Annotated in this window: 25 protein-coding genes and 1 tRNA gene; 11 read left to right on the top strand and 15 right to left on the bottom strand. The window is 71.1% G+C overall.

The window, feature by feature from the left end:
- Positions 1-62: 62 nt before the first annotated feature.
- Positions 63-1,442, top strand: coding sequence for a tyrosine-type recombinase/integrase (locus ACFY3C_RS21530; protein WP_390771889.1), 1,380 nt, complete (start codon positions 63-65; stop codon positions 1,440-1,442).
- Between the two features lie 174 nt (positions 1,443-1,616).
- Here ACFY3C_RS21530 and ACFY3C_RS21525 read toward each other — a convergent pair.
- Positions 1,617-1,698: transfer RNA gene (locus ACFY3C_RS21525), tRNA-Tyr, on the bottom strand.
- Positions 1,699-1,910: 212 nt separating this feature from the next.
- On the opposite strand from ACFY3C_RS21525, the gene ACFY3C_RS21520 reads away from it, so the two are divergent.
- Positions 1,911-2,399, top strand: coding sequence for a YajQ family cyclic di-GMP-binding protein (locus tag ACFY3C_RS21520; protein ID WP_389187520.1), 489 nt, complete (start codon positions 1,911-1,913; stop codon positions 2,397-2,399).
- Between the two features lie 76 nt (positions 2,400-2,475).
- On the opposite strand, the gene ACFY3C_RS21515 is transcribed toward ACFY3C_RS21520, so the two are convergent.
- Positions 2,476-2,742, bottom strand: a complete 267-nt coding sequence (locus ACFY3C_RS21515) for a GlsB/YeaQ/YmgE family stress response membrane protein (protein ID WP_386577158.1) — start codon at positions 2,740-2,742, stop codon at positions 2,476-2,478.
- Positions 2,743-2,897: 155 nt separating this feature from the next.
- On the opposite strand from ACFY3C_RS21515, the gene ACFY3C_RS21510 reads away from it, so the two are divergent.
- Positions 2,898-4,184, top strand: coding sequence for an APC family permease (locus tag ACFY3C_RS21510; RefSeq protein ID WP_390771888.1), 1,287 nt, complete (start codon positions 2,898-2,900; stop codon positions 4,182-4,184).
- A 1-nt stretch (position 4,185) separates the two neighbouring features.
- On the opposite strand, the gene ACFY3C_RS21505 is transcribed toward ACFY3C_RS21510, so the two are convergent.
- The 12 genes from ACFY3C_RS21505 to ACFY3C_RS21450 form a co-directional block, all read right to left on the bottom strand.
- Positions 4,186-4,578: a YccF domain-containing protein gene (locus ACFY3C_RS21505; RefSeq protein WP_386577156.1), complete on the bottom strand. Its 393-nt coding sequence runs from the start codon at positions 4,576-4,578 to the stop codon at positions 4,186-4,188.
- Positions 4,575-5,438: a zinc metalloprotease HtpX gene (gene htpX, locus ACFY3C_RS21500; RefSeq protein WP_389187511.1), complete on the bottom strand. Its 864-nt coding sequence runs from the start codon at positions 5,436-5,438 to the stop codon at positions 4,575-4,577. Before htpX ends, ACFY3C_RS21505 begins: the two co-directional genes overlap by 4 nt.
- Before the next feature lie 212 nt (positions 5,439-5,650).
- Positions 5,651-7,174, bottom strand: coding sequence for an NADH-quinone oxidoreductase subunit N (locus ACFY3C_RS21495; protein ID WP_390771887.1), 1,524 nt, complete (start codon positions 7,172-7,174; stop codon positions 5,651-5,653).
- Positions 7,171-8,745 carry an NADH-quinone oxidoreductase subunit M gene (locus tag ACFY3C_RS21490; protein ID WP_386577153.1) on the bottom strand — a complete coding sequence of 525 codons (1,575 nt, stop codon included), beginning with the start codon at positions 8,743-8,745 and terminating at the stop codon, positions 7,171-7,173. Before ACFY3C_RS21490 ends, ACFY3C_RS21495 begins: the two co-directional genes overlap by 4 nt.
- 6 nt (positions 8,746-8,751) lie before the next feature.
- On the bottom strand, positions 8,752-10,773 hold the full coding sequence (locus ACFY3C_RS21485) for an NADH-quinone oxidoreductase subunit L (protein ID WP_390771886.1): 2,022 nt from the start codon (positions 10,771-10,773) through the stop codon (positions 8,752-8,754).
- Entirely contained in the window at positions 10,770-11,156 is a 387-nt protein-coding gene (gene nuoK / locus ACFY3C_RS21480; RefSeq protein ID WP_386577151.1) for an NADH-quinone oxidoreductase subunit NuoK, read from the bottom strand. Before nuoK ends, ACFY3C_RS21485 begins: the two co-directional genes overlap by 4 nt.
- On the bottom strand, positions 11,156-11,779 hold the full coding sequence (locus ACFY3C_RS21475; RefSeq protein WP_390771885.1) for an NADH-quinone oxidoreductase subunit J: 624 nt from the start codon (positions 11,777-11,779) through the stop codon (positions 11,156-11,158). Before ACFY3C_RS21475 ends, nuoK begins: the two co-directional genes overlap by 1 nt.
- Positions 11,776-12,327, bottom strand: coding sequence for a NuoI/complex I 23 kDa subunit family protein (locus ACFY3C_RS21470; RefSeq protein WP_386577149.1), 552 nt, complete (start codon positions 12,325-12,327; stop codon positions 11,776-11,778). Before ACFY3C_RS21470 ends, ACFY3C_RS21475 begins: the two co-directional genes overlap by 4 nt.
- Positions 12,327-13,295 carry an NADH-quinone oxidoreductase subunit H gene (locus tag ACFY3C_RS21465; protein ID WP_381655411.1) on the bottom strand — a complete coding sequence of 323 codons (969 nt, stop codon included), beginning with the start codon at positions 13,293-13,295 and terminating at the stop codon, positions 12,327-12,329. Before ACFY3C_RS21465 ends, ACFY3C_RS21470 begins: the two co-directional genes overlap by 1 nt.
- Entirely contained in the window at positions 13,292-14,626 is a 1,335-nt protein-coding gene (locus ACFY3C_RS21460; protein WP_390771884.1) for an NADH-quinone oxidoreductase subunit C, read from the bottom strand. Before ACFY3C_RS21460 ends, ACFY3C_RS21465 begins: the two co-directional genes overlap by 4 nt.
- Positions 14,623-15,273 carry an NADH-quinone oxidoreductase subunit B gene (locus ACFY3C_RS21455; protein WP_390771883.1) on the bottom strand — a complete coding sequence of 217 codons (651 nt, stop codon included), beginning with the start codon at positions 15,271-15,273 and terminating at the stop codon, positions 14,623-14,625. The genes ACFY3C_RS21460 and ACFY3C_RS21455 overlap by 4 nt, the downstream gene beginning before the upstream one ends.
- Positions 15,264-15,680: an NADH-quinone oxidoreductase subunit A gene (locus tag ACFY3C_RS21450; protein ID WP_386577146.1), complete on the bottom strand. Its 417-nt coding sequence runs from the start codon at positions 15,678-15,680 to the stop codon at positions 15,264-15,266. The genes ACFY3C_RS21455 and ACFY3C_RS21450 overlap by 10 nt, the downstream gene beginning before the upstream one ends.
- 220 nt (positions 15,681-15,900) lie before the next feature.
- On the opposite strand from ACFY3C_RS21450, the gene ACFY3C_RS21445 reads away from it, so the two are divergent.
- The 5 genes from ACFY3C_RS21445 (at position 15,901) to ACFY3C_RS21425 (ending at position 22,735) form a co-directional block, all read left to right on the top strand.
- Positions 15,901-17,088: a sensor histidine kinase gene (locus tag ACFY3C_RS21445; RefSeq protein WP_386577145.1), complete on the top strand. Its 1,188-nt coding sequence runs from the start codon at positions 15,901-15,903 to the stop codon at positions 17,086-17,088.
- A gap of 153 nt (positions 17,089-17,241) precedes the next feature.
- Positions 17,242-18,606, top strand: coding sequence for a sensor histidine kinase (locus tag ACFY3C_RS21440; RefSeq protein WP_390771882.1), 1,365 nt, complete (start codon positions 17,242-17,244; stop codon positions 18,604-18,606).
- Between the two features lie 155 nt (positions 18,607-18,761).
- Positions 18,762-19,421 carry a response regulator transcription factor gene (locus tag ACFY3C_RS21435; RefSeq protein WP_315903872.1) on the top strand — a complete coding sequence of 220 codons (660 nt, stop codon included), beginning with the start codon at positions 18,762-18,764 and terminating at the stop codon, positions 19,419-19,421.
- A 295-nt stretch (positions 19,422-19,716) separates the two neighbouring features.
- Positions 19,717-21,645, top strand: coding sequence for a 2-oxoacid:acceptor oxidoreductase subunit alpha (locus ACFY3C_RS21430; RefSeq protein ID WP_390771881.1), 1,929 nt, complete (start codon positions 19,717-19,719; stop codon positions 21,643-21,645).
- Positions 21,638-22,735 (top strand): 2-oxoacid:ferredoxin oxidoreductase subunit beta, encoded by a 1,098-nt coding sequence (locus ACFY3C_RS21425; protein ID WP_390771880.1) that lies wholly within the window; start codon positions 21,638-21,640, stop codon positions 22,733-22,735. Before ACFY3C_RS21430 ends, ACFY3C_RS21425 begins: the two co-directional genes overlap by 8 nt.
- A 16-nt stretch (positions 22,736-22,751) precedes the next feature.
- Here the strand turns inward: ACFY3C_RS21425 and ACFY3C_RS21420 are convergent, their stop codons facing one another.
- Complete coding sequence (locus tag ACFY3C_RS21420) at positions 22,752-23,162, bottom strand: winged helix-turn-helix transcriptional regulator (RefSeq protein ID WP_390771879.1); 411 nt, start codon at positions 23,160-23,162, stop codon at positions 22,752-22,754.
- Positions 23,163-23,254: 92 nt separating this feature from the next.
- On the opposite strand from ACFY3C_RS21420, the gene ACFY3C_RS21415 reads away from it, so the two are divergent.
- The 3 genes from ACFY3C_RS21415 (at position 23,255) to ACFY3C_RS21405 (ending at position 25,709) form a co-directional block, all read left to right on the top strand.
- Positions 23,255-24,109: an SDR family oxidoreductase gene (locus tag ACFY3C_RS21415; protein ID WP_390771878.1), complete on the top strand. Its 855-nt coding sequence runs from the start codon at positions 23,255-23,257 to the stop codon at positions 24,107-24,109.
- Between the two features lie 138 nt (positions 24,110-24,247).
- Positions 24,248-25,198 (top strand): EamA family transporter RarD, encoded by a 951-nt coding sequence (gene rarD, locus ACFY3C_RS21410; protein WP_390771877.1) that lies wholly within the window; start codon positions 24,248-24,250, stop codon positions 25,196-25,198.
- Positions 25,199-25,241: 43 nt separating this feature from the next.
- Positions 25,242-25,709 carry a VOC family protein gene (locus tag ACFY3C_RS21405; RefSeq protein ID WP_390771876.1) on the top strand — a complete coding sequence of 156 codons (468 nt, stop codon included), beginning with the start codon at positions 25,242-25,244 and terminating at the stop codon, positions 25,707-25,709.
- Positions 25,710-25,742: the final 33 nt, after the last annotated feature.

Below are 25,742 nucleotides of genomic sequence, written 5' to 3'. Positions count from 1 at the left end.
CCACCTCCCCGCACACACGAGACACGAGGGGCCCGCTTCCGGCGGGCCCCTCTGGAGTTCATATGGCACTGACCTACGACGTTCGCCTCTACTCCATCGAGGTCCGCAAGGATCGCCCGAAGCCCTACCGTCTGCGCTGGCTGGTCGGGGAGCGCAAGCACTCCAAGAGCTACACGCTCAAGGTCCAGGCCGAGGGGCGCCGCTCGGAACTCATGTCTGCCGTGCGGCGCGGAGACCAGTTCGACGAGGAAACGGGCCTGCCCGTCTCCGAACTGCGCGCCAAGCAGGGCTCCATCACGTGGTACGAGCACAGCCGCGCGTACATCGACCGCAAGTGGGCGCTGGCCCCGGCGAAGTCGCGGAAGAACTACGCCGATGCGCTGGCAACCATCACCCCCGCGCTCGTGAAGACGAAGACGGGAATGCCCGAGACCGCGCTCATGCGGCGCGCGCTGTACGGCTGGGCGTACAACCGAAACCGCTGGGACGAGACCCCGCCGGACGATGTGGCCCGCGCCCTCGCCTGGATCTCAAAGCACTCCATGCCGGTCTCCGCGCTGGAGGACCCGGCGACCGTACGTCTGGCCCTGGACGCACTGTCCCTACGGCTGGACGGGAAGGAGGCAGCGCCGCGCACCGCTAAGCGCAAGCGAGCCTGCCTGAGTGACGTTCTCGGACTCGCCGTGGAAGAGCAGTACTTCACCATGCCGGTCAACCCGATCACGGCCGTGAAGTGGACCGCCCCGAAGTCGGTGGAAGCGGTGGACCCCGAGAGCGTCGCCAACCCTCGCCAGGTCCGCGCGCTGCTGGCAGGGGTTCGTGAGCAGGGCCCGCGTGGGCGGCACCTGGAAGCGTTCTTCGGGTGCCTGTACTACGCGGCCATGCGTCCCGCCGAGGCCGCCGGACTGGGCGTGAGCCAGTGTCACCTCCCGGAGACGGGTTGGGGGATGCTCACCCTGCGGCAAGGAGTTGTCCGGGCCGGACGGAGCTGGACCGACGACGGAACGGCGCATGAGACACGCCACCTCAAGGCCCGCGCCAAGAAGGACTCCCGTCCGGTGCCGATCCCGCCGCACTTCGTCCGTCTGCTGCGGCAGCACATCGCCACGCACGGCACGGCACCCGATGGCCGGCTCTTTCGGACGAACCGCGATGGCCTGCTACAGGAGACCGGCTATGGGGAGGTGTGGGCCAAGGCCCGGAAGGAGGTACTGAGCGAGGCGGAAACGGCCTCGCTGCTGGCCCGCCGTCCCTACGACCTCCGACACGCCGGGGTGTCGTTCTGGCTCAGTTCCGGGGTGGATGCGATGGAGTGCGCCCGCCGTGCCGGGCACAGCATCGCGGTGCTGCACACGGTGTACGCCAAGGTGCTTGACCAGACGCGGGAGCGCGCGAACAGCCGGATCGACGCAGCCCTTCGGGAGTGGAACGAGCCGGAGTGATCAAGCTCTCCCCCGGGGGACGCCTGGGGGACACGCACTGATCAACAGTGGGATACGGGCGATACGAGGTGAGACACGTCCACGTCCCGTCCACAACGAATCGAACAGGGAGAGCCAACGAGAAACCCCCTCTGACCAGGCAAATAACCTGATCAGAGGGGGTTTCACTCAGCGTGGCGGCGCCAGGATTCGAACCTGGGAAGGCTGAGCCGGCAGATTTACAGTCTGCTCCCTTTGGCCGCTCGGGCACACCGCCGGGGTTGCTGCCGTTCGAACCGCTTTTCGGCGGTGCTCCCTGGCAACGACGTAAACAATACCCGATGCCGAGGGGTGCTTCGCCACTCGATTCATCTGCGCCCCTGAGGTCGCGGGGTGGCTAGGCTGGTGCGGATGCGGCCCGGTGTCACACCGGGCTAGGCGGCCGCCGCCACGCACCCGATTCGCACCCGATACAAGGAGCCACAGGACATGGCCGACTCCAGTTTCGACATCGTCTCGAAGGTCGAGCGGCAGGAGGTCGACAACGCCCTCAACCAGGCCGCCAAGGAGATCTCGCAGCGCTACGACTTCAAGGGCGTGGGTGCCTCGATCTCGTGGTCCGGTGACAAGATCCTCATGGAGGCGAACTCCGAGGACCGGGTCAACGCTGTCCTCGACGTCTTCCAGTCCAAGCTGATCAAGCGCGGCATCTCGCTCAAGGCGCTGGACGCGGGCGAGCCCCAGCTCTCCGGCAAGGAATACAAGATCTTCGCGTCCATCCAGGAGGGCATCTCCCAGGAGAACGCGAAGAAGGTGGCGAAGATCATCCGCGACGAGGGCCCGAAGGGCATCAAGGCCCAGGTCCAGGGCGACGAGCTGCGGGTCACCTCCAAGAGCCGCGACGACCTGCAGGCCGTGATCGCGCTGCTCAAGGGCAAGGACTTCGACTTCGCGCTGCAGTTCGTGAACTACCGGTAGGACACCGGCGGGAGACGAGCAGGAAGGGTGGGCACCGTGCGGTGCCCACCCTTCCTTCGCACGCGGTGTGCGTCCGTCAGTCGCGCGAGTTGCCGAACAGGATGCGGTAGAGGATCAGCAGCACGAGCGAGCCGCCGATCGCTGCGGCCCAGGTCGCGCCGTCGTAGAAGTGCTTGCTGATCGGGTGGTCCAGCCAGCGCGCCGATATCCAGCCGCCGATGAACGCGCCCGCGACGCCGATGAGGGTCGTGCCGATGAAGCCGCCCGGGTCGCGGCCCGGCAGCAGGACCTTGGCGATGGCTCCGGCCAGAAGCCCCAGGATGATCCAACCGATGATGCTCATGCCGTGAACCTGCCCTCCCGCGCTGTGTCCGCACTGTCCGGCCCTTGAGAATCCGGTGAGGATCGGCTGTCCGTCGCGCGCGTGTTCGTGCCGTGTCGATGAAGAGGACGTCACCGGTCCACCACGCGGTTGCGGCGATCAGTAGGGTGCGGGTCATGACATCCGCCGACACCGGCCTGCGCCGCACCCTGGGCGTGCGGGACGCCGTGATCGTCGGCCTCGGCTCGATGGTCGGGGCCGGCGTCTTCTCCGCCCTGGGCCCGGCCGCGCGCGCCGCCGGGCCGGGGCTGCTGGTCGGGCTGGCCGTCGCGGCCGTGGTGGCCTACTGCAACGCCATGTCCTCGGCCCGCCTGGCCGCTCTCTATCCGGCCTCCGGCGGCACGTACGTGTACGGCAGGGAGCGGCTGGGCGCGTTCTGGGGGTATCTCGCCGGCTGGGCGTTCGTGGTCGGCAAGACGGCCTCCTGCGCGGCCATGGCGCTCACCGTGGGGGCGTACGTGTGGCCGGGACAGGCGCATGCGGTGGCGGTGGCCGCCGTGGTGGCTCTGACCGCGGTGAACTACGGGGGCATCCAGAAGTCGGCGTGGCTGACGCGGGTGATCGTGGCCGTGGTGCTGGCCGTCCTCGCATGTGTGGTGGTCGTGTGCCTGACCTCCGCAAAGGCCGATGCCGGGCGCCTCGGCCTCGGGGTGTCGTCGGGTGTGGGCGGGGTGCTGCAGGCGGCCGGTCTGCTGTTCTTCGCGTTCGCCGGGTACGCGCGCATCGCGACCCTGGGCGAGGAGGTGCGGGATCCCGCGCGCACCATTCCGCGCGCCATCCCGCTGGCGCTCGGGATCGCGCTGGTCGTGTACGTGGCCGTGGCGGTGGCGGTACTCGCCGTCCTCGGCGCGGACCGGCTGGGGCACGCGGCGGCGCCGCTGGCCGAAGCGGTACGGGCGGCCGGGGCGCCGGGGCTCGCACCCGTGGTCCGGGTGGGGGCCGCGGTGGCCGCGCTGGGGTCGCTGCTCGCGCTGATCCTCGGGGTGTCCCGGACCACGCTCGCCATGGCCCGCGACCGCCATCTGCCCCGGGCGCTGGCCGCCGTACATCCACGGTTCCAGGTCCCGCACCGGGCGGAGCTGGCCGTGGGCGCGGTGGTCGCCGTGCTGGCCGCGACGGTGGACGTGCGCGGCGCGATCGGCTTCTCCTCGTTCGGCGTGCTGGCCTACTACGCCGTGGCCAACGCCTCCGCCTGGACGCTGAGTCCGGCCCTGTCGGCACGCCTCCTGCCGGCCGTGGGGCTGCTGGGCTGCGCGACGCTGGCGTTCGCCCTCCCGGCGACCTCGGTCGCCGTCGGGGCGGGCGTGCTGGCCGTGGGCGTGGTGGCCTACGGCGTACGGCGGTGGTGGGCGGGGCGCCACTCCGGCACGGCCGATGCGGCCGACGAGGCTTCCGGGCGGTAGGTCAGCGGGTCGCGAACGGCTGGTCCGTGGGGACGATCTCGCGGCCCAGCGGCAGCAGGGAGACCGGGATCATCTTGAAGTTGGCGATGCCGAACGGGATGCCGATGATCGTCAGGCACAGGGCGATGCCGGTGGTGATGTGGGCGAGGGCCAGCCACCAGCCGGCCAGGATCAGCCACAGCACGTTGCCGATGCACGAGGGCGCGCCCGCGTCCCGGCGCTCGACCGTGGTGTACCCGAAGGGCCACAGGGCGTAGACGCCGATGCGGAACGCTGCGACTCCGAACGGGATGCCGATGATCGTGATGCACAGCAGCACGCCGGCGAGCAGGTAGGCGAGGAACAGCCAGAAGCCGCTCAGGACGAGCCAAATGACGTTCAGGATGGTCTTCACTGGTAGCGACCTGCCATCTTCTCGAGCCGGGCGATGCGTTCCGCCATCGGCGGGTGCGTGGAGAACATCTTGGACAGTCCCTGGCCCGCCCGGAAGGGGTTCGCGATCATCATGTGGCTCGCGGTCTCGATGCGGGGCTCAGGGGGCAGCGGGAGCTGCTGCGTGCCGACCTCCAGCTTGCGCAGGGCGCTGGCGAGGGCCAGCGGGTCGCCGGTGATCTGGGCACCCGAGGCGTCCGCCTCGTACTCCCTGGAGCGGCTGATGGCCAGCTGGATGAGGGAGGCGGCGATGGGGCCCAGGATCATGATCAGCAGCAGGCCGAGCAGGCCCGGGCCGTCGTCGTCGTCCGAGCGGCCGACCGGGATCAGCCAGGCGAAGTTCACCAGGAACATGATCACCGAGGCGAGGGCGCCGGCCACGGAGGAGATCAGGATGTCGCGGTTGTAGACGTGGCTCAGCTCGTGGCCGATGACCCCGCGCAGCTCACGTTCGTCGAGCAGGCGCAGGATGCCCTCGGTGCAGCACACGGCCGCGTTGCGCGGGTTGCGGCCGGTCGCGAAGGCGTTGGGTGCCTCCGTCGGGGAGATGTACAGGCGGGGCATGGGCTGGCGGGCCTGCGTGGACAGCTCGCGGACCATTCGGTACAGCGCGGGGGCCTCGAACTCGCTCACCGGGCGGGCACGCATCGCGCGGAGCGCCAGCTTGTCGCTGTTCCAGTACGCGTAGGCGTTCGTGCCCAGCGCGACCAGGACCGCCACGATCAGTCCCGTACGGCCGAAGAAGCTGCCGATGACGATGATGAGTGCGGACAGTCCCCCGAGGAGTACGGCGGTCCTGAGCCCGTTGTGCCGGCGGTGCACGGTACGCCCTCCAAGTCGTGCAGCAGGGGAACCCTTTGGTCCAGTGGACCCTCCCGCTCTGGTCAACGCCAGGCGGCGGCGGCAAGTTCCCTTGAGCGGGCGTCGGCGCACGTCGGCCGCACGGGTGACGTGCTCTTACGTCCTTCCGCGCGCCTCTTGCGCCTCGCCGCGCGCGTGGGATCACGGGTGCCCCACGCGCGCGCGGCGCACCCTCAGAACAGTCCGGTGGCCGCGAAGCGCAGGACCAGCTGGGGTGCGCCGGAGAGGACCACGCCAAGGACTCCGGTGATGGCGAGCGCGGCGGTGAGGGGGGCCGGGACCCGGTGCCGCGCGGGGGCACCCTCGGGGGCGCGGAACAGCAGGGCCGTCCACTGGAGGTAGTAGAAGAGGGCGATCACCACGTTGACGGCCATGACCACGGCGAGCCAGCCCAGGCCCGCGTCGACGGCCGACGCGAACACGGTGACCTTCGCGAACAGGCCGATGACGCCCGGCGGCAGCCCGGCGAGGCAGAGCAGGAAGAACGCCAGGAGGAGGGCGGCGGCCGGGTTGGACGCGTACAGGCCCCGGTAGTCGCTGATCCGGTTCAGGGACTTCGTACGGCCCACCAGGGCGGCCACCGCGAAGGCGCCGAGGTTCACGGCGCCGTACATGAGGGCGTACGCGACCGTGGAGCCGATCGCCTTCTGGCCGTCCTTGACGTACGCGGCGGCGGCGATCGGCACCAGGAGGTAGCCGGCCTGGCCGACCGAGGACCAGGCGAGCAGTCGTACGGCGCTGTACGCGCGCGTGGCCTGCTGGCGCAGGGCGCCGACGTTGCCGACGGTCATGGTCAGGGCGGCCAGCGCGGCGAGCGCGGGCCCCCAGACGTCGGCGTAGGACGGGAGGGCGACGACGGTGACGAGGATCAGGCCGGAGAAGCCGACGGCCTTGCCGACGACCGACAGATAGGCGGCGACGGGCAGCGGCGCGCCCACGTAGGTGTCGGGCACCCAGAAGTGGAACGGGACGGCGGCCGTCTTGAAGGCGAAGCCGACGAGGGTGAGGACGACGCCGGTCTGGGCGAGGGTGTCGAGCCGGCCGTCGACGTGCTGGATCCGCTGGGCGATCTGGGTGAGGTAGAGGGTGCCGGTGGAGGCGTAGACGAAGCTGATGCCCATCAGGCTGACCGCGGTGGCGGTGACCGAGGACAGAAAGAACTTCAGGGCCGCCTCGGAGGACCGCTTGTCGCCGTGCCGGATGCCGACGAGGGCGAAGGCGGGCAGGGAGGCGACCTCCAGGGCGACGATCAGCGTGGCCAGGTCACGGGAGGCGGGCAGCAGGGCGGCGCCGGCCGCGGAGGACAGCAGCAGGAACCAGAACTCCCCGGCCGGGACGCGCTGGTGATCGTCCCTGAGGTTCGTCACCGACATCAGGGCGGCCAGCAGGGCGCCGCCGAGGGCGAGGAACTGGATGACGAGGGTGAAGTGGTCGGCTGTGTAGCTGCACACGCTCGCGTCGCCGGGCAGGCAGAAGGTGCTGCGGTCGCCGTCCAGCAGCGGCAGCAGCATCAGCGTGGCGGCGGCGAGGCCCGCGACGGAGATCCAGCCGAGGAGGGGCTTGCGCGCCTCGGGGACGAACAGGTCGGCGACGAGGACGGCGAGCCCGACCACCGCGGCGATGGTGGGCGGCGCGATCGCGAGCCAGTCGACGGACTGGACCACGGACTGGGCCAGCGGCTGGGCCAGGGCGCTCATCGGGTGCCTCCTGCCAGGAGCTGCTGCACGGCCGGGTCGGTCAGGCCGAGCAGGACCCTCGGCCACAGTCCGGCGACGACGGTGAGGGCGACGAGCGGGGTCCAGGCCGCGAACTCGTAGCCGTGGACGTCCGCGAGCTTCGGCATGTCCTGCGGTACGGCGCCCATGCAGACCCGGCGGACCACGATGAGCATGTACGCGGCCGTCAGCAGGGTGCCGAACGCGCCGATCGCCATGAAGGTGAGAAACGCGGGCCGGCTGAGGTCGGCGGCGGGGTTGAACGAGCCGAACAGGGCCAGCATCTCGCCCCAGAACCCGGCGAGTCCGGGCAGGCCGAGCGAGGCCACGGCGCCGAAGGCGAGCAGTCCGCCGAGGCGCGGGGCCTTGCCGTAGAGGGCCGCCCCCGTCTCCTTCGCCAGGGTGTCGAGGTCGGTGCTGCCCGTGCGGTCCTTCAGCGCGCCGACCAGGAAGAACAGGAGGCCGGTGATGAGGCCGTGGGCGATGTTGGCGAAGAGGGCGCCGTTCACGCCGGTCGGGGTCATGGTGGCGATGCCCAGCAGGACGAAGCCCATGTGGCCGACGGAGGAGTAGGCGATCAGCCGCTTCAGGTCGCCCTTCGCGCCCTGCTTGGCGAGGGCCAGGCAGGCCAGGGACCCGTAGATGATCCCGACGACCGCGAACGCGGCGAGGTAGGGCGCGAAGGTGCGGAAGCCGTCCGGCGCGATCGGCAGCAGGATCCGGACGAATCCGTACGTACCCATCTTCAGCAGCACGCCGGCCAGCAGGACCGAGCCGACGGTCGGGGCGGCGGTGTGGGCGTCGGGCAGCCAGCTGTGCAGCGGCCACATCGGCGTCTTGACCGCGAGCCCGAGCCCGATCGTCAGAACGGCGATGACCTGCACGGATGCGGTCAGCGACCGGCCGTTGTCAGTGGCGAGTGCCACCATGTCGAACGTGCCCGCCTTGATGCCGATCAGGAGCAGGCCGAGCAGCATGACGACGGAGCCGAGCAGCGTGAACAGGATGAACTTCCACGCGGCCCGGGTCCGGCCCTCGCCGCCCCAGCGGGCGATGAGGAAGTACATCGGGATGAGCACCATCTCGAACGCGAGGAAGAACAGCAGCAGGTCGAGGACGGCGAAGGTCGCGAGGGTGCCGGACTCGAGCAGGAGCACCAGCGCGACGAACGCCTTCGGGGACGGGCCCGCCGGCGGCTTGAAGTACGAGTAGAGCGCGCAGAGGAAGGTCAGCAGCGCGGTCAGGACCAGAAGGGGGAGGGAGATGCCGTCGATGCCGAGGTGGATCCGCACGTCGAGTGCGGGGATCCAGCTGATGTCGGTCGTGGCCTGCATCTTCGACGGCTGGTCGTGGTCGAAGCCGAGCGCGAGGACGATCGCCGCGATGAGGATCGCGCCGGTCACGGTCACACCGTGCCGCAGCACGGCCTGCTCGGGCGACTTCCCCTTCAGCCCGGGCGGGGCCGGCAGGAGAGCGGCGACCGCGCCGAGGAGCGGGCCGACGACGACGAATGCCAGAAGGAACTGCATCACGGACTCGTTGATATCGATCACGCCTGCTCACGCTCCCGTGGCGACGAGGACGACGGTCACCGTCAGGACGACGGCACCGGCGAGCAGCGCGCTCACATAGGTCTGCACATTGCCGGTCTGCGCGCGCCGCACCGCGGCCCCGAGCAGCCGGGGCAGGGCGGCCGCACCGCCTACGTAGGTGTCCACGACCGCGCTGTCGAGGAACCGCACGAGGCTCGCTCCGGCCTGCACGGGGCGGACGAACAGCGCCGAGTAGACGGCGTCCAGGTGGAAGCCGACGGCCGCGTGCCGGTACAGCGGGCCGAGCAGCAGCCGTCCGGGGTCGGGCGCGTGGGCGAGGTCGCCGTAGGCCGGCCCGTGGTCGGCGAGGGCATGGGCCTCGACCAGGCTCGCGTCGCCCTCCGGGTGGGCGGCGGCCTCGCCCTGAAGGCTCTCCCACTCGAAGGAGGGCGCGGGCGCTGCCGGGACGCGGGCGGCGAGCGCGCGGGTGCGCTGCCAGGTGCCGTAGGTGAGGAGCCCGCCGACCAGCGCGAGGCCGGTGCCGAGGACGGAGGTGAGGAGCGTCGGGGTCAGGTCGCGGCTGTCGAACCAGGCGGGCAGCGAGCGGTAGGCGAGCCCGCCGAAGGCCAGGGACGGCAGGGCGAGGACCCACAGCACGACGGTCATCGTGAGCGGCTGGCGGCCGTGGTCGGGGGCTTCGGCGCCCTTGCCGCGGAAGGCCAGCAGCCACAGGCGCGTGGCGTAGGCGGCGGTGAGCAGGGCCGTGAGCAGACCGGCGGCGAGGACGATCCAGCCCGCCGCGCCGGGGGCGTGGTCGGTGTGGCCGGTGGCCACGTGCTCGGCGGCGCCCAGCACGGACTCCTTGGAGAAGAAGCCGCTGAAGGGAGGGACGGCGGCGAGCGCGAGGAGCGCCACGGTCATCGTCCAGTAGGCGTCCGGGACGCGGTCGCGCAGGTGGCTCATGCGGGACATGGCGGCCAGCGAGTTGGTGCCGGCGGCGTGGATGATCACGCCGGCCGCGAGGAACAGCAGCGCCTTGAAGGCGCCGTGCGACAGGAGGTGGAAGACGGCGGCACCGCGGTCGCCGACGGCGAGGGCGCCGGTCATGTAGCCGAGCTGGCCGATCGTCGAGTAGGCGAGGACTCGCTTGATGTCGTCCTGGGCGAGCGCGGCGAGGCCGGAGCCGGTCATCGTGACGGCGGCCATGACGGCGAGGACCACCATCGCGGCCTGGGACGCCTCGAACACCGGAAGGAGACGGGCGACGAAGTAGACACCGGCGGCGACCATCGTCGCGGCGTGGATCAGCGCCGAGACGGGCGTCGGGCCCGCCATCGCGTCGGGGAGCCAGGTGTGCAGCGGGAACTGGGCCGACTTGCCGGCCACGCCCGCGAGCAGCAGCAGGGCGACCAGGGTCGGGTGGTCGATGCCACCGCTCGCCGCGGCGCCCAGGACGCGGGTGATCTGGAACGAGCCGGCGTCCGTGCCCAGGGCGAACAGGCCGATGAGGAACGGCACGTCACCGAGCTTGGTGACCAGGAAGGCCTTCAGGGAGGCGGCACGGGCCTCGGGGGTCTCCCAGTAGTGGCCGACCAGGAAGTAGGAGCAGATGCCCATGACTTCCCAGCCGACCAGCAGCACGATCAGGTCGCCGGAGTAGACGACCAGGAGCATCGCGGAGGTGAACAGGGAGACGAGGGCCGCGTACGAGGGGTAGCGCGGGTCGTCGCGCAGGTAGCCCGTGGAGTAGATCTGCACGCAGGTCGCGACGAAGGCGACCAGGACGGCGACGAGCGCGGCGAAGCCGTCGATGTCCAGGGACAGCTCGATCGGCACCGAACCGGTCGGGGTCAGCTCGGTGTGGGCCACGATGGGCGGGCCGCCGCCCTGGCGTACGGCGACCAGCGCGGCCAGCACGAGCGCGGCCAGGGCCGGCAGCACGGCGAGCGGGCGGACGAAACCGGGGGCGGTGCGGCCCAGCAGCAGGCCGGCAGCGGCGCCCAGGAACGGCAGGAGGGGGACGAGGACGGCGAGGGTGGTCGTGGTCACGCGGTGGCCTCAGCCTTCTCGGCCGCGGGGGTGTCCGTGCCGGGGCCGTCGATGTCGTCGCCGTGGCCCTCGGCGGTGTCGCGGAGCTTGTCGATGTCGGAGGTGCCGCGGTTGCGGTACACGGCGAGCACGATCGCCAGGCCGATGCCGATCTCGGCGGCGGCGATGGCGATGATGAACAGGGTCAGCGCCTGACCGGAGTGCAGGGTCTCCTCGGCGGCCCGGCTGAGCCAGACGTCGAAGGCGACCAGGTTGAGGTTGACGGCGTTGAGCATCAGCTCGACCGACATCAGGACCAGGATCGCGTTGCGGCGGGCGAGGACGCCGTACAGGCCGGTGCAGAAGAGGAGGGCGGAGAGGACGGCGGGGTAGGCGAGGTGCATCAGCGGGCGCCTTCCTTCTCGCCGGGGACGGTCGCGGGGGTGGCCGGGGTGCCGGAGGCCTTGTCCGGGGTGCCGGAGGCCGTGTCCGCCTTCGCCTTGCGGGACAGGACGATCGCGCCGACCAGGGCCGCGAGCAGGAGGACGGAGAGGGCCTCGAAGGGCAGGACCCAGTTCTGGAAGAGGCTCTCGCCGGTGCCCCGGGTGCTGCCGGCGGCCGGGCCGGTCAGGTCGATCCAGGTCGTGCGGAACGCGTCGACGACCACCCACACCAGGGCACCGGCGGCGACCACCGCGACGGCGAGGGCGATCCAGCGGTTGCCGGAGTCGGCGTCCGGGGAGCGGCCGATGGGGGCCTTGGTGAGCATCAGTCCGAACAGGAGGAGGACGACGACGGAGCCGACGTAGATGAGGACCTGCACCCAGGCGATGAACTCGGCGGTGAGCAGGAGGTACTCGACGGCGAGGCCGCCGAGCGTGACCACCAGCCACAGGGCGGCGTGCACCAGCTGCCGGGTGGTGACGGTGACGAGGGCCGCGCCGAAGGTGACCAGGCCGACGAGCAGGAAGGCGATCTCGACACCGGTCGGGGACAGGAAGCCGTGCTGGGCTGCGGCGAGGCTCACGACTCCCCCTCCTGCGGTTCGGCCTGCGCGGCGGCCAGCTTCTCGGCGGTCTTGCGGGCGGCGGCGATCTCCTTCGGCTCCTCCGCGCCGGCGTCCAGGGCGGGCGGGGCCGGGACGGTCCACATCCACTCGCGGAGCTTGTCGCGCTCGTGGGTGAGTTCGCGGATGTCGGTCTCGGCGTACTCGAACTCCGGGGACCAGAACAGCGCGTCGAAAGGACAGACCTCGATGCAGATACCGCAGTACATGCACAGGGAGAAGTCGATGGCGAACCGGTCGAGGACGTTGCGGCTGCGCTCGCGGCCGCCGGGGGCGGCCGGCGGGACCGTCTCCTTGTGGGAGTCGATGTAGATGCACCAGTCCGGGCACTCGCGGGCGCACAGCATGCAGACCGTGCAGTTCTCCTCGAACAGGCCGATCACACCACGGGTGCGGGGCGGCAGTTCGGGCTGGGCGTCCGGGTACTGCTCGGTGACGTGCTTCCTCGTCATCGTGCGCAGGGTGACGGCCAGGCCCTTGGCGAGGCCTGAGCCGGGGAAGGGGGCCACTAGGAGATCACCACCTTGACGATGCCGGTGAGGGCGATCTGGGCGAGGGAGAGGGGGACGAGGAGGGTCCAGGAGAGCTTCTGGAGCTGGTCCTCGCGCAGGCGGGGGTAGGTGACGCGGAGCCAGATGACGACGAAGGCGAGGATCGCGGTCTTCAGCAGGGTCCACAGCCAGCCCAGGCCGTCGGCGCCCCAGGGGCCGTGCCAGCCGCCCAGGAAGAGGACGGTGGTCAGACCGCACAGGACGATGATTCCGGCGTACTCGGCGAGCAGGAACAGCGCGAAGCGCAGGCCGGTGTACTCGGTGTACGCGCCGAAGATGATCTCCGAGTCGGCGACGGGCATGTCGAAGGGCGGGCGCTGCAGTTCGGCGAGGCCGGCCACGAAGAACACGACGGCGCCCACGATCTGCCAGGGCAGCCACCACCAGTGGAAGGCGTGCAGGATGCCCGGCAGGGAGACGGTGCCGGCCGCCATGGCCACGGAGGCCGCGGCGAGCAGCATCGGGAGTTCGTAGGCGAGCAGCTGGGCGGCCGTGCGCAGGCCGCCGAGCAGGGAGAACTTGTTCGCGCTTGCCCAGCCGGCCATGAGCGAGCCGAGGACGCCCACGCCCATCACCGCGAGCACGAAGAAGACGCCCGCGTCCAGGACCTGGCCGACCGCTCCCTCGCTCGGCCCGATCGGGATGGCGAGCAGCACGAGCAGGTACGGCAGCAGGGCCACGGCGGGGGCCAGCTGGAAGACGCGGCGGTCGGCGCCCGCCGGGACCACGTCCTCCTTCTGCGCGAACTTCACACCGTCGGCGATGAGCTGGGCCCAGCCGTGGAAGCCGCCCGCGTACATCGGGCCGAGGCGGCCCTGCATGTGGGCCATCACCTTGTGCTCGGTCTGGCCGACGATGAGGGGGAAGGTCAGGAAGACGACGAACACGGCCACGAGTCGCAGGGCGACGTCCAGCGCGTCGTTCACTGCGGGCCTCCTGTGGGGTCGTCAGGGGTGTCGGAGGTGCTCTGGTCCTCGGGGGCCTTGGGTGCTTCAGGTGCCTTGGGCGCTTCGGGGGCCTTGGGTGCTTCAGGTGCCTTGGGCGCTTCGGGGGCCTTGGGGGCTTCAGGTGCCTTGGGCGCTTCGGGGGCCTTGGGGGCTTCAGGTGCCTTGGGCGCTTCGGGGGCCTTGGGGGCTTCAGGTGCCTTGGGCGCCTTGGGTGCTTCGGGTTGCGGTTCGGGCGCCCGGCTCTCCTCGGGTGCCTGCTCGCGCTCCGGAGCCTGCTGCGGCTCCGATGCCTGCTCAGGCTCTGACGCCTGCCCTCGCTCCGGTGCCTGCTCAGGCTTCTGCTGTTCCTCGAACGCCGGGCGCGCGTGGTGCCAGGGGGCGTCCGAGCTGCGCGGGGCGCGCTGGGAGGCCGAGCCTTCCGAGGCGCTGCGCGCGCGGCGCGGACCTGTGGGTGCCTCCGCCGCGCCCTCGGCTGCCGCCTGGCTCACCGAGCCCTCGCTCGCGCTCCTCATCCGACGCGGCCGCGCGGCCGCCCCGGCCGCTCCAGCCGCTCCAGCCGCTCCAGCCGCTCCAGCCGCAGTCTCTTCGGCCTGGCCGGCCGTCTGGCTGGCCGAGCCCTCCGCCGCCGTACGCGTCCGCCGTACCGGACGCTCGCCGGTCGCGGCGCGCTCCCCGGCCGCACGCGTCGGCCGCTCCCCCGCCGCGCGGGCCGGACGGGCCGGGCGGGCCGGGGCAGGCGGCAGCTGGCCCTTCAGCGGGCCCCACTCGTTCGGGTCCGGGACACCCGGCGGGAGCATCTGGCGGCGCTTGGGGCCGCCGTGCTCGGATTCGCCCGGCTCCTTGGCTCCGGGCCAGGCCTTGGCCACGCGGGCGGCGAGGACGAAGTCCTTGCGCAGGGGGTGGCCCTCGAAGGTCTCCGGGAGGAGGAGGTGCTCCAGGCCCGGGTGGCCCTCGAAGTCGACCCCGAACATCTCGTGGGTCTCGCGCTCGTGCCAGGCCGCGCCCGCGTAGACGCCGACGGCGGACGGCAGCTTCGGCGCCTCGTGCGGGACCGTCGTCCGCAGGAGCAGGCGGCGGACCGGCGCGAGGGCGACGACGTGGGCGGTGACACGGAAGCCCGTGCCCGGTTCGTCGACGGCGCTCAGCCAGTCGAAGTAGGTGCAGGACAGGGTCGTACGGGCCGCCTCCAGGGCGCTGAGCCAGGAGGACGGCGGAACGTCCACCGTCAGGACCTCGTACGACTCCTCGGCCGTGGCCTGCGGACCGAAGAGTTCCTCGGCGGGGGCGGGCAGCCAGCCGGCCGTGCTCATCGCGCGCCCTCCTCAGACGAGACCGAGGCCGAGGCCGAAGCCGAGGCAGACACCGGAGGCTTCACCAGGCCGCTCTGCAGAGCGGCGGCGGACGGCCGGTGGGAGGCGTACCGCTCCTCCAGCGACTCGCGGGCGATCTTCTCCTGGAGCTTGAGGATGCCCTGGAGCAGTGCCTCGGGCCGCGGCGGGCAGCCGGGGACGTACACGTCGACCGGGATGATCTGGTCGACGCCCTTGGTGACGGAGTAGGAGTCCCAGTACGGGCCGCCGCAGTTGGAGCAGGCGCCGAAGGAGATGACGTACTTGGGCTCCGGCATCTGCTCGTACAGGCGCTTCACGGCCGGAGCCATCTTGTCCGTGACCGTGCCGGAGACGACCATCAGGTCGGCCTGACGGGGGCCCGGCGCGAAGGGAATGACGCCGAGGCGGATGAAGTCGTGGCGGGCCATCGACGCGGCGATGAACTCGATCGCGCAGCAGGCGAGGCCGAAGTTGAACACCCACAGCGAGTAGCGGCGGCCCCAGTTCAGGACCACCTTCATGGGCTCGGGCGCGAGCCGGGCGAGGGCGCCCAGCCGCTTCGGCTCGGGAAGCAGGAGAGGCTCCGCACCGGACGGGTTCGCGTCGGCGGACGGGTTCACACCCATGTCAGGACCCCCTTCTTGTAGGCGTACAACAGGCCCACGGCGAGGAAGCCGAGGAAGATGAACATCTCCACCAGGGTCGTCGCGCCGTAGCCGGGGGCGGCGAAGACCGTCGCCCAGGGGAACAGGAAGATCGAGTCGACCGCGAAGATCACGTAGAGGAAGGCGTAGACGTAATAGCGGACCTGGGTGTGGGCCCAGCCCTCGCCGACGGGGTCGACGCCGCACTCGTACGTCAGGAGTTTCTCGGGGGTGGGCACGACCGGGCGCAGCAACCGACCCGCGCCGAACGCGACCGCGACGAAGAGCACGCCGATGAGGGCGAGCAGTCCCACGACCGAGTAGGACCGGAAGTAGTCGGCCGCGACGTCCGCCGCGGCGATCGTCGAGTGCCCCAACGTCTCCCGCACCGTCCGCCCTCGCTCCCTGACCTCGTGACTTGGTGAACCCTGTGATGCAACGTGATTCGAGGATCTGTACGCACCGGAGTCTAGGCCCTGATAAAGACACGGTAAGCAGCCCGTCACACCGTGAGATGCGGGGAGCGTGCGGAGGGTGGGGTTTTCCCCAGGGAACAGGGGCGGTGGACCGCATGGCGCAAGGGGTGCCTGGCACGGCAGGCTGGCCGGTATGACCGCTCCCGCCTCCGCCGCCGGCCGGACCGACGGCTCCGACCGGCTGCCTCCGGCCCGGTTCGCCCTCGACGCGCACGTCTGGAAGGAGATCGCGCATCTCCTGCTGAACCTGCCGGTGGCGCTGCTCGGCTTCACCTACGTGTTCACCGTGGTGTTCGTCAGCGGAGTCCTCACCCTCACGGTGATCGGGCTCCCGCTGCTGGCCGTCTGTCTGCTGGGCGCCCGGCAGCTGGGCAAGCTGGAGCGGATCCGGTCCCGGGCGCTGCTCGGGGTGCGGGTCGAGGAACCGACGCCGCTGCCGATCGCCCGGGGCGGGGGGCCGATGCAGCGGCTGTGGCTGGCGCTGAAGGACCCGGTGGGCTGGCGGACGCTGCTGTACGACTCCATCCGGCTGCCCTGGGGGATCCTCACCTTCACCCTCGTACTGACCTCGCTGTTCGTGCTGTGGCCGGTGCTGCCGTTCATCACGCGGGGACTGGCCAACGTGGACCGGGCGATGGTGCGCGGGCTGCTGTCGCCCTCCGACGAGCTGGAACGCCGTATCGCCGAGCTGGAGTCGGACCGCGGGATCGTGGTCGACACCGCGGCCGCCGATCTGCGCCGCATCGAGCGGGACCTGCACGACGGGGCGCAGGCCCGGCTGGTGAACCTGGCGATGGGCCTCGGCCTGGCCAAGGAGAAGCTGCGGGAGGGCCAGGCCGACGAGCACGTCGCCACGATGGTGGCCGAGGCGCACGGCGAGGTGAAGCTCGCGCTGCAGGAGCTGCGGGATCTCGCCCGGGGCATCCATCCGGCCGTGCTGACCGACCGGGGCCTGGACGCGGCCCTCTCCTCGGTCGCCTCCCGCTGCACGGTCCCGGTGCAGGTGACGGCGGACCTGCCGGCCCGCCCGGCCCCGGCCATCGAGGGCATCGCCTACTTCACCGTTTCCGAGCTGCTGCAGAACATCAGCAAGCACAGCCAGGCGCGCTCGGCCTCGGTGGAGGTGTGGCGCTCGGACGACCGGCTGCTCATCCAGGTCCGGGACGACGGCCGTGGCGGCGCCAGCCTGGAGGGCGGCAGCGGGATGCGGGGGCTGGCGGAGCGGCTGGGCGCGGTGGACGGCCTGTTCGTGGTCGACTCGCCGGTCGGCGGCCCGACGGTGGTCACGGCGGAGCTGCCCTGGCGGGACCGCAAGGAGTAGCCGCACCCCCGGCGCACCCCCGCAGGCCCTCGGAGGGTGGGGAAAACCCCCGGCCCAAGAGGCCGACGGCCTCCATGGCCCGGGAAGTCGCCGCGCACCAGGCTGGGAGACACGGCAGCACGCCGCCAGGACGAGGAGAACGGGACGACGCCGATGGCCACGGAGTACGGACAGGAGTACGGGCGGGGACACGGGCACCCGGCCGGATCCGGCTTCCCCGCCCCCGACGGGGAGCGGCGCCACCTGCTGCCCGCCGCGCTGCGGGCGCCGTTCGAGGCGCGCAGCTGGCGCGAGTTCGGCTACGTGCTGCTGAGTCTGCCGATCGCTGTCGTGCTGTTCAGCTGGACGGTCACCATGGTGGCGCTCGGCGCGGGCCTGCTGGTGACCTTCCTCGGGATCCCCGTGCTGGCGGCGGCGCTCGCGGGCTGCCGCGGCTTCGGCGCGCTGGAGCGCACGCGCGCGCGTGCGCTGCTGCGCCTGGAGGTGGCCGACCCGGAGCCGCTGCGGGCGCGCCGGGCGGGCGCGTTCGGGTGGATGGGCGCGGTGCTGAAGAGCGGCACGTCGTGGCGGCATCTGCTGTACGCGCTGCTGCAGTTTCCCTGGGCGCTGTTCTCGTTCGTCGTGGCGGTGAACTTCTGGGCGTACGGCTGGGCGCTGCTGACGTACCCGCTGTGGTTCTGGGTGTTCCCGATGTACGGCGGCCAGGGCGGCCTGCAGCTGTACGGTGACGCGCAGCACAGCGTCTATCTCGACAACCCGTTCGAGATCACCGTGACCGCGCTGGTCGGCCTGCTGTTCACGCTGGCCACGCCCTGGATCGTGCGGGGCCTGACCACGGTGGACGGGCTGCTGGTGCGCGGGCTGCTCGGGCCGTCGCGGCTGTCGGCGCGGGTCGTGGAGCTGGAGTCGGACCGCGGGATCGTGGTGGACACCGCGGCCGCCGATCTGCGCCGCATCGAGCGGGACCTGCACGACGGGGCGCAGGCCCGGCTGGTGAGCCTGGCCATGGATCTGGGCCTGGCCAAGGAGAAGCTGCGGGAGGACCCGCAGGCGGCGGCCCGGATGGTGGAGGAGGCCCACGGCGAGGTGAAGACGGCCCTGCAGGAGCTGCGCGACCTCGCGCGCGGGATCCATCCGGCCGTGCTGACCGACCGGGGCCTGGACGCGGCCCTCTCCTCGGTCGCCTCCCGCTGCACGGTCCCGGTGCGGGTGGAGGTCGACCTGCCGGCCCGGCCGGCCCCGGCCATCGAGGGCATCGCCTACTTCACCGTCTCCGAGCTGCTGCAGAACATCAGCAAGCACAGCCGGGCGCGCTCCGCCTCGGTCGACGTGTGGCATGCGGAGGACCGGCTGATGCTCCAGGTCATGGACGACGGCGTGGGCGGCGCGGACGCGACCCGCGGCTCGGGCCTGGCGGGCCTGGCCGGCCGTCTGGACGCGGTCGACGGAGTCCTGGTGGTGGACTCACCGGCCGGCGGCCCCACCCGGGTGATCGCCGAGCTGCCCTGGCGGGCCTGAGGGCGCACGTCGACCGCGGTACGGCCTCCTGCGACATCCCCCTGTGATTCCCCGGCTCCTGCGCACGACGGCCCGAATGCTGGAATGCTGGACCTTCGTACAGGACACCGTCGGAAGGTCGGGCTGTGGGGGGCCGGGAGATCGTGGAGGACAGGGTGCGGGTCGTCATCGCCGAGGACTCGGTGCTGCTCAGGGAGGGCCTGACCCGGTTGCTGACCGACCGCGGGCACGATGTCGTGGCGGGCGTCGGGGACGCGGAGGCGCTGATCAAGACCATCGCCGACCTGGACGCGCAGGGCACGCTGCCCGACGTGGTGGTGGCGGACGTACGGATGCCGCCGACGCACACCGACGAGGGCGTGCGGGCGGCCGTACGGCTGCGCAAGGCGCACCCCGGGCTCGGGGTGCTGGTGCTGTCGCAGTACGTGGAGGAGCGCTACGCCACCGAACTGCTGGCCGGTTCCAGCCGGGGCGTGGGCTATCTGCTCAAGGACCGGGTCGCCGAGGTGCGGGAGTTCGTGGACGCCGTGGTGCGGGTGGCCGAGGGCGGTACGGCGCTGGACCCCGAGGTGGTCGCGCAGCTGCTCGGGCGCAGCCGCAAGCAGGACGTGCTGGCGGGGCTCACCCCGCGTGAGCGCGAGGTGCTGGGGCTGATGGCGGAGGGCCGGACGAACTCGGCGATCGCCCGGCAGCTGGTGGTCAGCGACGGGGCCGTGGAGAAGCACGTCAGCAACATCTTCCTGAAGCTCGGGCTCTCCCAGAGCGACGGCGATCACCGGCGTGTTCTGGCCGTGCTCACGTACCTGAACTCGTAACGGGCTGACACTGTGTCAGCAGTATGTCAGTCCGTCCGGCTTCTGTGGAGACCGGACGTCCGGGTGGGAGGCCGCAGGAGACAGCAGGAGACAACCGGGAAACACGCGGGGAGCGTCTTGATCGATGCTCCGGCGATACGGGAAAGCATGAGCAGTCAGCGCGACCAGCCGTCTCGAAAAGCCACCCGTCCGCGGATGGCCACGGGAAGGCGACCCTAACCGACGTAGGGTTGATATCGGGATGGTCCCTGGGACGACCATCTCCGGACAGCCGCCTCGAAGGAGGTCCAGTTCAGTGACCAGTCAGGTCAGCAGCCCAGCGGAGCAGGCCGACGGAACCGTCGTGGGAGAGCAGCGCAAACCGGGCGGAGCCAAGGATGTGCGGCGCCTGGATCGGGTGATCATCCGGTTCGCGGGGGACTCGGGTGACGGCATGCAGCTCACCGGTGACCGGTTCACCTCGGAGACCGCGTCCTTCGGCAACGACCTCTCCACCCTGCCGAACTTCCCCGCCGAGATCCGCGCCCCCGCCGGCACCCTGCCCGGCGTCTCCTCGTTCCAGCTCCACTTCGCCGACCACGACATCCTCACCCCGGGCGACGCGCCGAACGTGCTGGTCGCGATGAACCCGGCCGCCCTGAAGGCCAACATCGGCGACCTGCCGCGCGGCGCCGAGATCATCGTCAACACGGACGAGTTCACCAAGCGTGCCCTGCAGAAGGTGGGCTACACCGCCTCCCCGCTGGAGGACGGCTCGCTGGACGGCTACAGCCTGCACCCCGTGCCGCTGACCACCCTCACCGTCGAGGCGCTGAAGGAGTTCGACCTCTCCCGCAAGGAGGCCGAGCGCAGCAAGAACATGTTCGCGCTGGGTCTGCTGAGCTGGATGTACCACCGGCCGACCGAGGGCACCGAGAAGTTCCTGAAGTCGAAGTTCGCGAAGAAGCCGGAGATCATGGCGGCGAACATCGCCGCGTTCCGGGCGGGCGTGAACTTCGGCGAGACGACCGAGGACTTCGCGGTCTCCTACGAGGTCGCCCCGGCCACCGAGACCTTCCCGGTCGGCACCTACCGCAACATCACCGGCAATCTCGCCCTCGCCTACGGCCTGATCACCGCGTCGCAGCAGGCGGATCTGCCGCTGTTCCTGGGCTCGTACCCGATCACGCCGGCCTCGGACATCCTGCACGAGCTGAGCAAGCACAAGAACTTCGGCGTGCGGACCTTCCAGGCGGAGGACGAGATCGCCGGCATCGGCGCGTCGCTGGGGGCGGCCTTCGGCGGCTCGCTCGCGGTGACGACGACGAGCGGGCCCGGTGTGTCGCTCAAGAGCGAGACGATCGGCCTGGCGGTCTCCCTGGAGCTGCCGCTGCTGATCCTGGACATCCAGCGCGGTGGCCCCTCGACCGGTCTGCCGACCAAGACCGAGCAGGCGGACCTGCTGCAGGCGATGTACGGCCGCAACGGCGAGGCCCCGGTGCCGGTCATCGCCCCGAAGACCCCGGGCGACTGCTTCGACGCGGCCCTGGAAGCCGCCCGGATCGCGCTGACGTACCGCACCCCGGTGTTCCTGCTCTCCGACGGCTATCTGGCCAACGGCTCCGAGCCGTGGCGGATCCCGGACCCGGACGAGCTGCCGGACCTGCGCGTGCAGTTCGCGTCCGGCCCGAACCACACGCTGGAGGACGGCACCGAGGTCTTCTGGCCGTACAAGCGGGACCCGCAGACCCTGGCCCGCCCGTGGGCGATCCCGGGCACCCCGGGCCTGGAGCACCGCATCGGCGGCATCGAGAAGCAGGACGGCACGGGCAACATCTCCTACGACCCGGCCAACCACGACTCGATGGTCCGCACCCGCCAGGCCAAGATCGACGGCATCGACGTGCCGGACATCGAGGTCGACGACCCGCACGGGGCGAAAACGCTGGTCCTGGGCTGGGGCTCGACGTACGGGCCGATCACGGCCGCGGTACGGCGGCTGCGCAAGGCCGGCGAGTCGATCGCACAGGCCCATCTGCGCCACCTCAACCCGTTCCCGCGCAATCTCGGAGCGGTGGTCACCTCGTACGACAAGGTGGTGATCCCCGAGATGAACCTCGGGCAGCTCGCCACCCTGATCCGGGCGAAGTACCTGGTCGACGCCCACTCGTACAACCAGGTCAACGGCATGCCGTTCAAGGCGGAACAGCTCGCCGCCGCGCTGAAGGAGGCCATCGATGACTGACGCCACCCACTCGCTGCTGCAGCTGGTTCCCAAGGCCGAGGCCAAGCAGTCCATGAAGGACTTCAAGTCCGACCAGGAGGTGCGCTGGTGCCCGGGCTGCGGTGACTACGCGATCCTGGCCGCCGTCCAGGGGTTCATGCCGGAGCTGGGCCTGGCGAAGGAGAACATCGTCTTCGTCTCGGGCATCGGCTGCTCCTCCCGTTTCCCGTACTACATGAACACCTACGGGATGCACTCCATCCACGGCCGCGCCCCGGCCATCGCGACGGGCCTGGCGTCCTCCCGCCGGGACCTGAGCGTGTGGGTGGTCACCGGTGACGGCGACGCCCTGTCCATCGGCGGCAACCACCTGATCCACGCCCTGCGCCGCAACGTCAACCTCAAGATCCTGCTGTTCAACAACCGGATCTACGGCCTGACCAAGGGCCAGTACAGCCCGACCTCCGAGGTCGGCAAGATCACCAAGTCGACTCCGATGGGCTCGCTGGACGCGCCGTTCAACCCGGTGTCGCTGGCGATCGGCGCGGAGGCGTCCTTCGTCGCGCGCACGATCGACTCCGACCGCAAGCACCTGACCGAGGTGCTGCGCGCGGCCGCCGACCACCCGGGCACGGCCCTCATCGAGATCTACCAGAACTGCAACATCTTCAACGACGGCGCCTTCGACGCCCTGAAGGACAAGCAGCAGGCGGACGAGGCGCTGATCCGCCTGGAGCACGGGCAGCCGATCCGGTTCGGCGGTGGGGGCACCTCCCGCTCGAGCGAAGCCGAGAGTGGTGGAGGCGCGCATGGTGTCGTACGGGACCGGCAGAGCGGCGATCTGAGGGTGGTGACGGTGACCCCGGAGAACGAGGCGGACATCCTGGTGCACGACGCGAAGTCCGCATCACCCACCACCGCCTTCGCCCTCTCCCGGCTGGCCGACCCCGACACGCTGCACCACACCCCGATCGGTGTGTTCCGCTCCGTCGAGCGGCCGGTGTACGACGTCCGGATGTCCGAGCAGCTGGACACGGCCATCGAGCAGCACGGCAAGGGCGATCTGGCCGCGCTGCTGGCCGGCGGGGACACCTGGACGGTCGTCGGCTGATCCCGCCGCTCTGCGATCACGAGGCCCGGGAGCGGAGTTCCCGGGCCTCGTCGTACGTCCGGCGGGACTTCTCCACCTCGCCCATGCGGTCGTGCGTCCACTGCGCCAGGGACCGCACCTGCTCCGCCGCCTCCCGGCCGAGGCCGGTGAGCGAGTAGTCGACGCGGGGCGGGATGACCGGCTTGGCGTCCCGGTGGACCAGGCCGTCGCGCTCCAGGGTCTGCAGGGTCTGGGTGAGCATCTTCTCGCTGATGCGGCCCACCTGGTCGATCGCCCGCCGCAGCTCGCTGAACCGCCGCGAGCCCTCCATCAGCTCGATCAGGACGAGCACACCCCAGCGGCTGGTGACGTGCTCCAGGACGAGCCGGTAGGGGCACATGGCCTCGGCCTCGGCTCCGGTGCGCGCACGCGTGTTACTTACTGCCATGCCAGTACCTTACTTCAAAGTGGGTACTTTCGCTTGGTTAGTGCACCTCCTAGGGTGAGTGCCATAGCCACCCCACAAGGAGTTTGTGAACCATGAGCATCGTCGTCACCGGAGCGACCGGACACCTCGGCCGCCACGTCGTGGAACAGCTGCTGGAGAAGGTTCCGGCGGAGCAGATCACCGCCGTCGTCCGCGACGAGGCGAAGGCCGCCGACTTCGCGGCCCGCAGGGTGAAGCTCGCGGTCGCCGACTACAACGCGCCCGAGACCTTCGACGGCCTGTTCGCGGCCGGTGACAAGGTCCTGCTGATCTCCGGCAACGAGTTCGACAAGGGCCGGGTCCAGCAGCACCGGGTCGTCATCGACGCCGCCAAGGCGGCCGGCGTGGCGCTGCTCGCGTACACCAGCGCCCCGGGCAGCCTCAAGGCCGCGCTCGCCGACGACCACCGGGCCACCGAGGAGGCGCTGCTCGCCTCCGGTCTGCCCTACAGCCTGCTGCGCAACGGCTGGTACCACGAGAACTACACCGAGAACCTGGCCCCGGTGCTGGAGCGCGACGCGGTCGTCGCGGCGGCCGGCGAGGGCCGGGTCTCCTCGGCCTCGCGCGCCGACTACGCGGCCGCCGCGGTCGCCGTGCTGACCGGCGAGGGCCACGAGAACACGACGTACGAGCTGGGCGGCGACGTGGCGTGGAGCCTCGCCGAGTACGCGGCCGAGCTGAGCCGGCAGACCGGCCAGGAGATCGCCTACAACGCCGTCACCGGTGAGGTCCTGAAGGGCATCCTGGCGGGCGCCGGCGTGCCCGCGCCGTTCGTCGAGATCCTCGTCGGCGTCGACGCGTCCATCGAGAAGGGCGAACTCGTCGTCTCCACCGGCGACCTGTCCCGCCTGGCCGGCCGCCCGAGCACTCCGCTCGCCGAGGCGGTCGCCGCCGCGCTGAAGGGCTGACAGTCCAAGGGTTTGACCTGCACCCCCGCCTGCCATGACCGCCTGTCATGACCGTATGGCGATACGGGCATGACAGACGGGGGTGCTCGGCGTTACCTTCGTTCTCGCGTGCGTGAGTGAGGCGAGAAGGAGGGGCCCGTGGCCGGGACGTCCAAGGGAGAACACAGGACAGGCCTGCTGAACGGCTTCGCCGCGTACGGCATGTGGGGACTGGTCCCGCTGTTCTGGCCGCTGATGAAGCCCGCCGGAGCCCTGGAGATCCTGGCCCACCGGATGGTGTGGTCCCTCGTCATCGTCGCCGTCGCCCTGCTCGTCATACGGCGCTGGGCCTGGGCCGGGGAACTGCTGCGGCAGCCGCGGCGGCTCGGCCTCATCGCGCTCGCCGCGGCCGTCATCACCGTGAACTGGGGCGTCTACATCTGGGCCGTGAACGCCGGCCATGTGGTCGAGACGTCCCTCGGGTACTTCATCAACCCGCTGGTGACCATAGCGATGGGCGTGCTGATCCTTAAGGAACGGCTGCGGCCCGTGCAGTGGGCCGCGGTCGGGGTGGGCGTCGCCGCCGTGGTCGTCCTGACCGTCGGCTACGGCCGTCCGCCGTGGATCTCCCTCTGCCTCGCCTTCTCGTTCGCCACCTACGGGCTGGTGAAGAAGAAGGTCGCCCTCGGCGGCATCGAGTCGCTGGCCGCAGAGACCGCGATCCAGTTCCTGCCCGCGCTCGCCTTCCTGCTCTGGCTGACCGCCCACGGCCGGTCCACCTTCGCGAGTGAGGGCGCGGGGCACACGGCCCTGCTAGCCTCGACCGGCATCGTCACCGCGCTGCCGCTGGTCTGCTTCGGCGCGGCGGCGATCCGCGTGCCCCTGTCCACGCTGGGGCTGCTGCAGTACCTGGCCCCCGTCTTCCAGTTCCTGCTCGGCGTCCTCTACTTCCACGAGGAGATGCCCGCCGCGCGCTGGGCCGGCTTCGCGCTGGTCTGGCTGGCGCTGGTCCTGCTCACCACGGACGCGCTGCGTGCCGCGCGGAGGCCGCGGGCGATGGTCGTGCCGCCCCGCACCGAGACGCCCAGCTCAGCCGCGGTGGACGCCTGACGCAGGGGCCGGCTGTCAGTGGTGGGCGCTATAAGTGGTGCCCATGTCGACGCAGACATCCACACCACTGCACTGGAAGCTCGTCATCGACTCAGCCGACCCGCACGCACAGGCCGACTTCTGGGCCGCCGCGCTGCACTACACGGCCGAGGACAACAGCGCGCTCGTCGCACGGCTGCTGTCGCTCGGCGCGCTGCCCGAGGAGGCCACGGTCGAGCACCACGGCCGCGCCGCCTTCCGTGACCTGATCGCGGTACGGCACCCCGACGATCCCTACGACCCGGACTCCGGCACCGGGCTGGGGCGGCGGCTGCTGTTCCAGCGCGTCCCGGAGACGAAGTCCGGCAAGAACCGGCTCCACCTCGACCTGCACCCCGGCGCCGAGCGGCGCGCGGACGAGGTGGCGCGACTGACGACCCTCGGCGCACGGGTCCTGCGCGAGGTGAAGGAGCCCGCCGGCGCGTGGACGGTGATGGCGGACCCGGAGGGCAACGAGTTCTGCGTGCAGTAGCCCGGGGGCGTGCGAACTGGGGCTTGCGGACGG

The organism is Streptomyces sp. NPDC001410 (assembly GCF_042895235.1).
Taxonomy (GTDB): domain Bacteria; phylum Actinomycetota; class Actinomycetes; order Streptomycetales; family Streptomycetaceae; genus Streptomyces.
Note: the sequence above shows the minus strand (reverse complement) of the source record. Positions and strands in the feature narration are given on the sequence as shown.

Coding starts and splice junctions, on each gene's coding strand:
- ACFY3C_RS21425 (WP_390771880.1), top strand. CDS start 21,638: ATGACTGACGCCACCCACTCGCTGCTGCAGCTGGTTCCCAAGGCCGAG.
- ACFY3C_RS21405 (WP_390771876.1), top strand. CDS start 25,242: ATGTCGACGCAGACATCCACACCACTGCACTGGAAGCTCGTCATCGAC.
- ACFY3C_RS21440 (WP_390771882.1), top strand. CDS start 17,242: ATGGCCACGGAGTACGGACAGGAGTACGGGCGGGGACACGGGCACCCG.
- ACFY3C_RS21510 (WP_390771888.1), top strand. CDS start 2,898: ATGACATCCGCCGACACCGGCCTGCGCCGCACCCTGGGCGTGCGGGAC.
- ACFY3C_RS21445 (WP_386577145.1), top strand. CDS start 15,901: ATGACCGCTCCCGCCTCCGCCGCCGGCCGGACCGACGGCTCCGACCGG.
- ACFY3C_RS21515 (WP_386577158.1), bottom strand. CDS start 2,742: ATGAGCATCATCGGTTGGATCATCCTGGGGCTTCTGGCCGGAGCCATC.
- ACFY3C_RS21455 (WP_390771883.1), bottom strand. CDS start 15,273: ATGGGTGTGAACCCGTCCGCCGACGCGAACCCGTCCGGTGCGGAGCCT.
- ACFY3C_RS21415 (WP_390771878.1), top strand. CDS start 23,255: ATGAGCATCGTCGTCACCGGAGCGACCGGACACCTCGGCCGCCACGTC.
- ACFY3C_RS21420 (WP_390771879.1), bottom strand. CDS start 23,162: ATGGCAGTAAGTAACACGCGTGCGCGCACCGGAGCCGAGGCCGAGGCC.
- nuoK (WP_386577151.1), bottom strand. CDS start 11,156: ATGCACCTCGCCTACCCCGCCGTCCTCTCCGCCCTCCTCTTCTGCACC.
- ACFY3C_RS21520 (WP_389187520.1), top strand. CDS start 1,911: ATGGCCGACTCCAGTTTCGACATCGTCTCGAAGGTCGAGCGGCAGGAG.
- ACFY3C_RS21495 (WP_390771887.1), bottom strand. CDS start 7,174: ATGAGCGCCCTGGCCCAGCCGCTGGCCCAGTCCGTGGTCCAGTCCGTC.
- ACFY3C_RS21460 (WP_390771884.1), bottom strand. CDS start 14,626: ATGAGCACGGCCGGCTGGCTGCCCGCCCCCGCCGAGGAACTCTTCGGT.
- ACFY3C_RS21530 (WP_390771889.1), top strand. CDS start 63: ATGGCACTGACCTACGACGTTCGCCTCTACTCCATCGAGGTCCGCAAG.